A 9,101-nucleotide genomic window follows, 5' to 3' on the forward strand; every position below is an offset into this window, starting at 1 on the left:
CCCCTGCCCGTTCTCGTGGTTCAGCGTCGCGCGACGCGGGTGTGTTCCCGCCCCGGCGACCGGGTGCAGCCTAGGGGCCGCGGCCCGGGTCTCAGTAGAAGGAGTACGGCAGGTCGCCGTCGCCGTCGGCCGGGTCGTCCGTGGGCTCGTCGGCCCAGCCCTTCCGGGCGCGGGCGGCGCGGGCCGCCTCGCGGGCCTCGGGGTCCCGGTGCCAGGCAGGCGGGACGGCGCCGCCGGCGTCGTGCTCGGCCTCCCGGCCGGCCGCCCGGTGCGCGGCGCGCTCGGTGCGGATCGCGTCCACGTCCACGTCGCCGACCAGGTCGTGCCGCAGCTGGGCCTCGCGCTCGGCCATCCCGGCACGGAACTCGCGGCGGGCGTCCGACAGCGAGCGCACGGCGCCGGCGGTGGTCGCGCCCGCGCGGAACGCGGTCCGCACGGCGCGGGCGGCCGTGGTGGCGGTGGCCCGGGCGGTCCCGGCCGCGTCGCCGTCGGCGTGCGCCCCGTGCCCGGCGGGGGCGCCGGTCAGGTCGTCCAGCAGGCCGAGCCGCTTGGCGCCCGCGACCGCCGCCGCGGCGCCCACCGCGACCCAGAGCAGCCGGCTCATCGCCCGGACCGCCCGCGGCCCAGGCCGGACAGGGCGCGCCGCACGCCGTAGCTGAAGGCGGCGACCTTGATCATCGGCCCGCCGACGGTGGCCGCGAACAGCGACGTCAGCGCCGACGCGTTCTGCGTGATCTGGGCGGCCGACGTGGTGATCGCGTCGACCCGCTCGAGCTGGGTGTTGGTGGACGACACCGTGGTGGCGGCCTCGTCGAGGATCGGCACCGTGTGCTCGGTGATCTCCTTGACCGAGGTCCGGGTCTCGTCCAGCACGCGGCCGAGCTTCACCAGCGGCACGGCGAGCGCACCCACCAGCAGCACGAAGGCGATGGCCGCGATGAGCCCCGCGATGTCTCCCAGCATGGCCAGCCCTTCTGCGTCGTCCGCGACGTCGTCCGACGTCGGGTGAACCCTACCCGGCGGACGGTGCCGCGCCGGGTGCCCGGCCGCGCCTGCGGGCCGGGAACGCCGCGACGCCCCGGCGCCGGCCCGGTGACGGGCGGTGCGGGGGCGTCGCGGACGTGCGAGCCGGGTGGCTCAGCGGGCGTAGTACTCGACGACCAGCTGGACGTCGCAGGTCACGGGGACCTCGGCGCGCTTCGGGCGGCGGACCAGCACGGCCGACAGCTTCTCGAGCTGGACGTCCAGGTAGCCCGGGACGGCCGGCAGCACGTCGCGGTGGGCGCCGGCGGCGGCGACCTGGAACGGCACGGTGGTCTGCGACTTGGGCTTGATCTGCAGGGTCTGGCCCTCCTTCACCCGGAAGGACGGACGGTCCACGATCTTGCCGTCGACCAGGACGTGGCGGTGGGTCACGACCTGGCGCGCCTGCAGGATGGTGCGGGCGAAGCCGGCGCGGAGCACCAGCGCGTCGAGACGGGTCTCGAGGTCCTCGACCAGGGCCTCACCGGTCAGGCCCGGGGCCTTGCGGGCGTCCTCGTACGCACGGGCGAGCTGCTTCTCGCGCAGCGCGTACTGGGCGCGCAGACGCTGCTTCTCGCGCAGACGCACCGCGTAGTCCGACTCGGTGCGGCGGCGGGCGCGGCCGTGCTCGCCGGGCGGGTAGGGGCGCTTCTCGAAGTGCTTGACGGCCTTCGGGGTGAGCGCGAGGCCGAGGGCGCGCGAGAGGCGCACCTGGCGACGCGCACGCGTCACGTTGCTCATGTGGTTCTTCCTGTCGTTTCTCGTACGGCACACCCGTGCCCGGTTGCTCCCGGGCGGGGCGTGGGGCCGACCTCCGTGCGTCCGTACGAGGCGGACGCGGCTAGGACCCCAGGCGGTCGTCCGGCTGACCCACGGGGCGGACCCGGGTGCGGACGACCGTGCAACTCTACCGGGTGCGCGTCGCTGGGCCTAATGCGGCCCCGCGCGGCGCGCGGGCGCGGTGCCGGCGCGGGTCACGTGTCCGCCGGCGGCGGCGCCTGGTCCAGCACCGACCGGATCCGGCCGAGCCGCTCGCCGACCTGGCGCTCGTAGCCGTTCTCCGTGGGGCTGTAGTACCGCGTGCCCACCAGGTCGTCGGGCAGGTACTGCTGCGCGGCGATCCCGTGCGGGTGGTCGTGCGCGTACAGGTAGCCCTTCCCGTGCCCCAGCTGCTTGGCGCCGGCGTAGTGCGCGTCCCGCAGGTGCGCGGGCACCGAGCCGAGCCGGCCCGCCTGCACGTCGGCGAGCGCGGCGTTGATGCCGTTGTAGGCGGCGTTCGACTTCGGCGCCGTCGCGAGGTGCACGACGGCCTCGGCCAGGATGATCCGCGCCTCGGGCATGCCGATGAGCTGCACGGCCTGCGCGGCGGCGACCGCCGTCTGCAGGGCGCTCGGGTCGGCCATCCCCACGTCCTCCGAGGCCGAGATGACGATGCGCCGGGCGATGAACCGGGGGTCCTCCCCCGCCGCGATCATCCGGGCCAGGTAGTGCAGCGACGCGTCGACGTCGGAGCCCCGCACCGACTTGATGAACGCGCTGATCACGTCGTAGTGCTGGTCGCCGTCGCGGTCGTACCGGACGGCGGCGACGTCGATCGCGCGCTCGGTGGTCGCGAGGTCGACGACCGCCGGGGCGTCCGCGTCGGCGCCGAGGTCGACGTCCGGGTCCGCCAGCCGCGCCTCGCGGTCGGCGAGCGCGGCGCCCGCGGCGGCCTCGAGGATCGTCAGGGCCTTGCGCGCGTCGCCGCCGGAGAGTCGCAGCAGGTGCTCCTCGGCGTCGTCGGTGAGCACGACCGCCCCGCCGAGGCCGCGCTCGTCCTCGACGGCCCGCCGGATCAGCGCCCGGACGTCGTCCGTCTCGAGCGGCTTGAGCGTCAGGAGAAGCGACCGGGACAGCAGCGGCGAGTTCACCGAGAAGCTCGGGTTCTCCGTCGTCGCCGCGACCAGCGTCACCCAGCGGTTCTCGACGCTCGGCAGCAGCGCGTCCTGCTGGGCCTTGGTGAACCGGTGCACCTCGTCGATGAACAGCACCGTCTCCGAGCCGTCGGACGCCAGCCGGCGCCGGGCGTCGTCCACGACCTGCCGCACGTCCTTCACGCCCGCGGTGACGGCCGACAGCTCGACGAACCGGCGGCCCGACGTCGTGGCGACCAGGTACGCGAGCGTCGTCTTGCCCGTGCCGGGCGGGCCCCAGAGCACGACGGACGACGGGGCCGCGCGGCGCGCCGTCGCGTCACCGGGCTCGACCAGCCGCCGGAGCGGCGAGCCCGGCACCAGCAGGTGCTCCTGCCCGGCGACCTCCGCCAGGCTGCGCGGGCGCATGCGCACCGCCAGCGGCGCCCCGGCCGACGGGGCGGGCGTGCCCTGCGCCGTCGAGGTCACCGCGTCGAACAGATCCATGCCCACGAGCCTACGGGCGCGGTCCCACACGCCGCGCCGTCGGGCCGGGACGGGTGGGGCGCGCGGGGCCGGTGGTGCGCGAGAGGCGTCCGGCCTGCGATGCTGGCCCGCGTGTTCGAGAGCCTCGGCCGCCTGGTCGCCCGCCACCCCCGCCTCACGGTGCTCGTGTGGGCCGTCGTCGCCGCGGGCTGCTTCGCGGTGGCGCTCGTCGGGGTCGGCGGGCAGAACCTGTTCGACCGGCTGAGCACCGGCGAGCCGGTCGTCCCGGGCTCGGACAGCGCGACCGCGAGCGAGCTGCTCGCCTCGACCAGCACGTCGGGCGCGTCGCTCAGCCTCGTCGTGCAGGGCGCGGACCCGACGACCGAGGGGCTGGCGGAGGCGCTGGCGCCCGCCCGCGAGGACGTCGCCGCGGTCGACGGCGTGGTGTCGGTGATCGACCCGTTCGTGCTCCCCCAGGGCCCCGCGAACCCGGCCGCCGCGCCGCTGCTCGCGCAGGACGGCGACGGGTTCCTCGTGGTCGCCGAGCTGGACCCCGAGCTGTCGGACGACACGGAGCAGGCGGCGCTGCGCGACCTGCGCGACCGGCTCGAGGCGGTGCCCGACGCGCTGCACGACGTCGCCCCGGACGCGACGGGCCTGGTCGGCGGCACCTCGCTGATCGTCTCGGCGATCACCGACCAGGTGGAGCGGGACCTCACGACGGGCGAGGCCATCGCCCTGCCGGTCGCCCTGCTCATCATGGTGCTGGTCTTCGGGGGGTTCCTCGCCGCCGCGATGCCGCTGGCGGGTGCGATCGCGTCGATCGCGGGCGGCCTCGGGGCGCTCGTCGGGCTGTCGTACGTCATGGACGACCTGGAGTCGTCCGTGGTGAACGTCGTGACCGTGCTCGGCCTCGGCCTGTCGATCGACTACGGCCTGCTCATCGTGTCCCGGTTCCGCGAGGAGCTCGGCAAGACCCTCGGCGACGACGAGGGCCGCTCCGCCCGGCGCCGTCGCGGCGACGGGGCCGTGGTCGGCGCGCTCCTGACCACCATGTCGACGGCGGGCCGCACCGTCGCGTTCTCCGCGCTCACCGTGGCGATCTCGATCGCTGGCCTGCTGGTGTTCCGGCAGGACATCCTCCGGGCGTTCGGCGCGGGTTCCGTGGCCGTCATCGTGTTCGCCGTCGCCACCGCGCTGACCCTGGTGCCCGCGCTGCTCGTGCTCGCCGGACGCCGGCTCGCCCGGCCGAGCGTGCTGTCCCGCGTCCCCGGGGTGCGCGCCGTGCTGGCCCGCACCGCCGACGTCGAGCGCGAGGAGGGCGTGTTCTCCCGGCTCGCCGCGCGCGTGCAGCGGCGCCCCTGGTGGGTGATGGGCGGCTCGCTGGCGGTGCTGCTGGTGCTCGCGGCCCCGCTGCTGCACCTGGAGCTGCGCAACTCCACCACCGAGCTGCTGCCCCGGTCCAGCCCGCAGCGCGAGTACGTGCAGGTGCTCGCCGAGCAGTACCCCGCGTCCACCTCGGCCGCGGTGCCGGTGGTCGCGCGGACGTCCGTCGCGGAGGCCCAGGCCGTCGTGCCCGACCTGGAGGCCCTGGACGGCGTGGCGTCCGTGGACGCGCCGGTCGCCCGCGGGTCGGTGGTCGTCATCGGCGTGCGCCCCGACACCGACGACCCCGGCGGCGCCGACGCGCAGGCGGTCGTGCACGAGCTCCGGGGCCTGGACCTGCCGTTCGAGGCCTACGTGGGCGGTCAGGCCGCCAACCAGATCGACTTCACCGACGCGCTGGTGGACCGCGCACCGTGGGCGCTCGGCATCGTCGCGGTCGCGACCCTGGTGCTGCTGTTCCTCATGACCGGCTCGGTGCTGGTGCCGATCAAGGCGCTGCTCACCAACATCGTGTCGCTGTGCGCGTCCCTCGGCGTGCTGGTCTGGGTGTTCCAGGACGGCCACCTGTCCGGGCTGCTGGCGTTCGACCCCACCGGCGGCATCGAGACCTACGTGCTGGCGCTCGTCATCGCGTTCGCCTTCGGGCTCGCGATGGACTACGAGGTGTTCCTGCTGTCCCGGATCAAGGAGCTCCACGACGCGGGGGCGCCGAACGACGTGGCGGTCCGGCTCGGGCTCCAGCGGTCCGGCCGGGTCATCACGTCCGCGGCGGCGATCATCATCGCGGTGTTCGCCGGGTTCGTCGCCGGCGAGCTGCTGGTGATCAAGGAGGTCGGCTTCTCGCTGGCCGTCGCGGTGCTGATCGACGCGACCCTGGTCCGGCTGCTGCTGGTGCCCGCCACGATGACCGTGCTGGGCGACCTGAACTGGTGGGCCCCGGCGCCCCTGCGCCGGCTGCACGCCCGCCTGGCGATCACGCACTGACCCCGCCGCGCCGCGCCCGGCCGCTGCGCCCCGCGCCCGGCCGCTGCGCCCCGCGCCCGCGCCGCGCGCGGCGAGGGGGCAGCCGACACGTCGAGCGAGCATCCGGCGACTACTCGCTCGACGTGTCCGTTGCACGCTCGGCGAGCAACGGGGCGCGCGGGCGCGGCCGGCGCGGTGGGCCCGGCGCGGTGCGCCCGGCGCCGGGTCAGGCGCCGCGGGCGCGGAGGGTCGTCAGGCGGTGCACCGTGCGCAGGCCGAGGCGGTGGTAGATCCGCCGGGCGCCGTGGTTGTCGTCCCACATGCCCAGCGACACCCAGTCGGCGCCGTCGGCGAGCAGCGCCCGCACGGCGCCGGCGGTCAGCGCCGCGCCGAGCCCCTGCCCGCGCTCCCCGGGCCGGACGCCCAGGCCGTGCAGGTGCGCTGACCCGCGACCGCCCACCCGGCCGGCGCGCGGGCCGGCGCCGATGACGCCGCCCAGGCGGCCGGCGGCGTCGAGGGCGCCCCACCAGCGCTCGCCCGCGCCCTCCGGGTCCGCGTCCGTCGTCGGGTTCGCGTCGGCGAGGCAGGCGCGGATGGCGGCGGCGTCGGCGCGCGGGTCGAGCTCGCGCACCCTCGACTCGGCGGCGACCGGCGCGGGCGCGGCGTCGGTGACCAGCCACTCCCACCCGGTGCGGTTCGGGGCGAGCCCGAGCGCCGCGACCTCGTCGGCGCGCAGCAGCCCGAGCGCGTCGGTGTCCACCCAGGCGAACCGGTGGCCGCGCCGGGCGTGCGCGCGCAGCAGCGCCACGAGGGGCTCCGCCGGGCCGAGCGCGAGCAGCATCGTCGCGCCGCCGCGGGCCGGGTCGCCCGCCGGGACGTCCTCGGCGGCACCCGCGGGCTCGACCGCGCGCTGCACGAGCAGCATCGCGTCGCCCTCGGCGTGCACCTCGGCGGGTCGCCACCAGCGCCGCTCGTCGAGCAGGAACGGGTCCTGGGCCCACCGCGCGGGCAGCGCGGTCCCTCCGGACCGCGATCCCGGCCACGAGCCGGCGTGCTCTCGCTGCGCCGCGCCCCGCCGGTCGCCCGGCGCCGCACCGTCCCGGCCACCCGCGGCTCGCCCGTGCGCGGCCGACGGCCCCGGCGCGGTGCGCGCGCCGGGGCCGTCGGGGTGCTGCGGGGTGCCGTCGGCCGGGTCGCCGACGCGGGTCACCGCTGGGCGGGGGCAGCCGCGTCCGCGACCGGGGTCTCCGCCGGCGTGCCCTGCGGGGCGAGGTCGGACGCCTTCGGCTTCGCGTCGACGCCCGCCTCCTTGCGCTGCTGCGGCGTGATCGGGGCCGGCGCGCCGGTGAGCGGGTCGTAGCCGCCGCCCGACTTCGGGAACGCGATGACGTCGCGGATGGACTCCGAGCCGGTCAGCAGCGCCACGACGCGGTCCCAGCCGAGGGCGATGCCGCCGTGCGGCGGGGCGCCGAACTGGAAGGCGTCGAGCAGCCAGCCGAACTTCTCGCGGGCCTCCTCCTCGCCGATGCCCATGACCGCGAACACCCGCTCCTGGACGTCCCGGCGGTGGATACGGATCGAGCCGCCGCCGATCTCGTTGCCGTTGCAGACGATGTCGTAGGCGTAGGCCAGGGCCTCGCCCGGGGACTCCTCGAAGCGGTCGATCCACTCGGGAGTCGGCGACGTGAAGGCGTGGTGCACGGCGGTCCACGCGCCCTCGCCGACGGCCACGTCGTCGTCCTCGCCGGTCGGCTTGAACAGCGGCGCGTCGACCACCCAGACGAACGACCAGGCCGACTCGTCGATCAGCTCGGCGCGGCGGCCGATCTCCAGGCGGGCGGCACCCAGCAGGGCACGCGCCTCGGCGGGCTTGCCGGCCGCGAAGAACACCGCGTCGCCCGGCTGCGCACCGACGGCGGCCGCGAGGCCCTCGCGCTCGGCGTCGGTGATGTTCTTGGCGACGGGGCCGCCGAGCGTGCCGTCCTCGCCGACGGTGACGTACGCGAGGCCCTTGGCCCCCCGCTGCTTGGCCCACTCCTGCCAGGCGTCGAACCCGCGCCGGGGCGTCGAGGCGCCGCCCGGCTGGACGACCGCGCCGACGTACGGCGCCTGGAACACCCGGAACGGCGTCTCGGCGAAGTACTCGGTGAGCTCGACGAGCTCCAGGCCGAACCGCAGGTCCGGCTTGTCGGTGCCGTACTTCGCCATCGCGTCGGCGTAGGTCATGCGGGCGATCGGGGTCGGGATCTCGTAGTCGATGAGGCCCCACAGCGCGACGAGGATCTGCTCGCCGAGGGCGATCACGTCCTCCTGGTCGACGAACGACATCTCGACGTCGAGCTGGGTGAACTCCGGCTGCCGGTCGGCGCGGAAGTCCTCGTCCCGGTAGCAGCGGGCGATCTGGTAGTACCGCTCCATGCCGCCGACCATCAGCAGCTGCTTGAACAGCTGCGGCGACTGCGGCAGGGCGTACCAGGAGCCCGGCGCCAGGCGGGCCGGCACCAGGAAGTCGCGCGCGCCCTCGGGGGTCGAGTGGGTCAGCGTCGGGGTCTCGACCTCGACGAACTCGTGGGCCTCCAGCACGCGGCGCGCCGCCTGGCTGGCACGGGACCGCATCCGCAGGGCCTTGGCGGGGGCGGGCCGGCGCAGGTCGAGGTAGCGGTAGCGCAGGCGCGCCTCCTCGCCCACCGGCTCGTCGAGCGAGGAGGACACCTGGAACGGCAGCGGCGCGGACTCGTTGAGGACGACCACCTCCTCGGCGGTCACCTCGACCTCGCCCGTCGCGAGGTGCGCGTTCTCGTTGCCCTCCGGGCGGCGACCGACCGTGCCGGTCACCTGGAGCACGTACTCGGCGCGCAGGCCGTGCGCGACGGCCTCGTCCCGGATGACGACCTGGGCGATGCCCGAGGCGTCCCGGAGGTCCACGAAGGCCACCCCACCGTGATCGCGCCGGCGATCCACCCACCCGGTCAGGGTGACGGTGGTGCCGATGTGCTCGGCCCGCAGCGAGCCGGCGGTGTGGGTGCGCAGCACGAGGAGTCCTCTCCGGTGTCGGGGTGCTGCCCGTCCGAGCAGCCCGGCGAGTCTACTGCCGACCGGCCCGCCGCCGTCGCGGGGATACCCGCGCCGCGGGTCGCCCCGAGGCCGGTCGCGTGCCGCGCCACCCGCGCCGGACGCGCGCCCCGGCCGTCAGAACAGCGCGGGCTGCACCGCCCCCGTCAGCGCGCCCGCGAGCGCGCCCTCGGGCGTCTCCGCCGCCGCCCGGTCCGGTCGCACCCGCCACGGCGACGGCGGGGCCGCGCTCCCCCGGCCGGCGCCGCCGTCGCCGTGGCGGGTGCGACCGGACCGGGC

7 protein-coding genes are annotated in these 9,101 nt (G+C 76.4%); 1 reads left to right on the plus strand and 6 read right to left on the minus strand.

What is annotated here, in order from left to right:
- Positions 1 to 91: 91 nt before the first annotated feature.
- The 4 genes from MHY85_RS08240 to MHY85_RS08255 form a co-directional block, all read right to left on the minus strand.
- Complete coding sequence (locus MHY85_RS08240) at positions 92 to 604, minus strand: hypothetical protein (RefSeq protein WP_239195367.1); 513 nt, start codon at positions 602 to 604, stop codon at positions 92 to 94.
- The gene (locus MHY85_RS08245; RefSeq protein ID WP_147793636.1) at positions 601 to 963 is read right to left on the minus strand and encodes a DUF948 domain-containing protein; all 363 of its coding nucleotides are present in this window, start codon (positions 961 to 963) and stop codon (positions 601 to 603) included. Before MHY85_RS08245 ends, MHY85_RS08240 begins: the two co-directional genes overlap by 4 nt.
- 174 nt (positions 964 to 1,137) lie before the next feature.
- Complete coding sequence (gene rpsD, locus MHY85_RS08250) at positions 1,138 to 1,764, minus strand: 30S ribosomal protein S4 (RefSeq protein WP_239195373.1); 627 nt, start codon at positions 1,762 to 1,764, stop codon at positions 1,138 to 1,140.
- A 233-nt stretch (positions 1,765 to 1,997) separates the two neighbouring features.
- Entirely contained in the window at positions 1,998 to 3,422 is a 1,425-nt protein-coding gene (locus MHY85_RS08255) for a replication-associated recombination protein A (RefSeq protein ID WP_239195375.1), read from the minus strand.
- Between the two features lie 111 nt (positions 3,423 to 3,533).
- Between MHY85_RS08255 and MHY85_RS08260 the strand changes: the two genes are divergently transcribed.
- The gene (locus tag MHY85_RS08260; RefSeq protein WP_308191340.1) at positions 3,534 to 5,771 is read left to right on the plus strand and encodes an MMPL family transporter; all 2,238 of its coding nucleotides are present in this window, start codon (positions 3,534 to 3,536) and stop codon (positions 5,769 to 5,771) included.
- A 205-nt stretch (positions 5,772 to 5,976) separates the two neighbouring features.
- Here MHY85_RS08260 and MHY85_RS21815 read toward each other — a convergent pair whose 3' ends face one another.
- Positions 5,977 to 6,960: a GNAT family N-acetyltransferase gene (locus MHY85_RS21815; RefSeq protein WP_239195379.1), complete on the minus strand. Its 984-nt coding sequence runs from the start codon at positions 6,958 to 6,960 to the stop codon at positions 5,977 to 5,979.
- Positions 6,957 to 8,783, minus strand: a complete 1,827-nt coding sequence (aspS, locus tag MHY85_RS08270; RefSeq protein WP_239195381.1) for an aspartate--tRNA ligase — start codon at positions 8,781 to 8,783, stop codon at positions 6,957 to 6,959. The genes MHY85_RS21815 and aspS overlap by 4 nt, the downstream gene beginning before the upstream one ends.
- Positions 8,784 to 9,101 lie beyond the last annotated feature (318 nt).

This window comes from Cellulomonas sp. ACRRI (assembly GCF_022346185.1).
Lineage (GTDB): Bacteria > Actinomycetota > Actinomycetes > Actinomycetales > Cellulomonadaceae > Cellulomonas.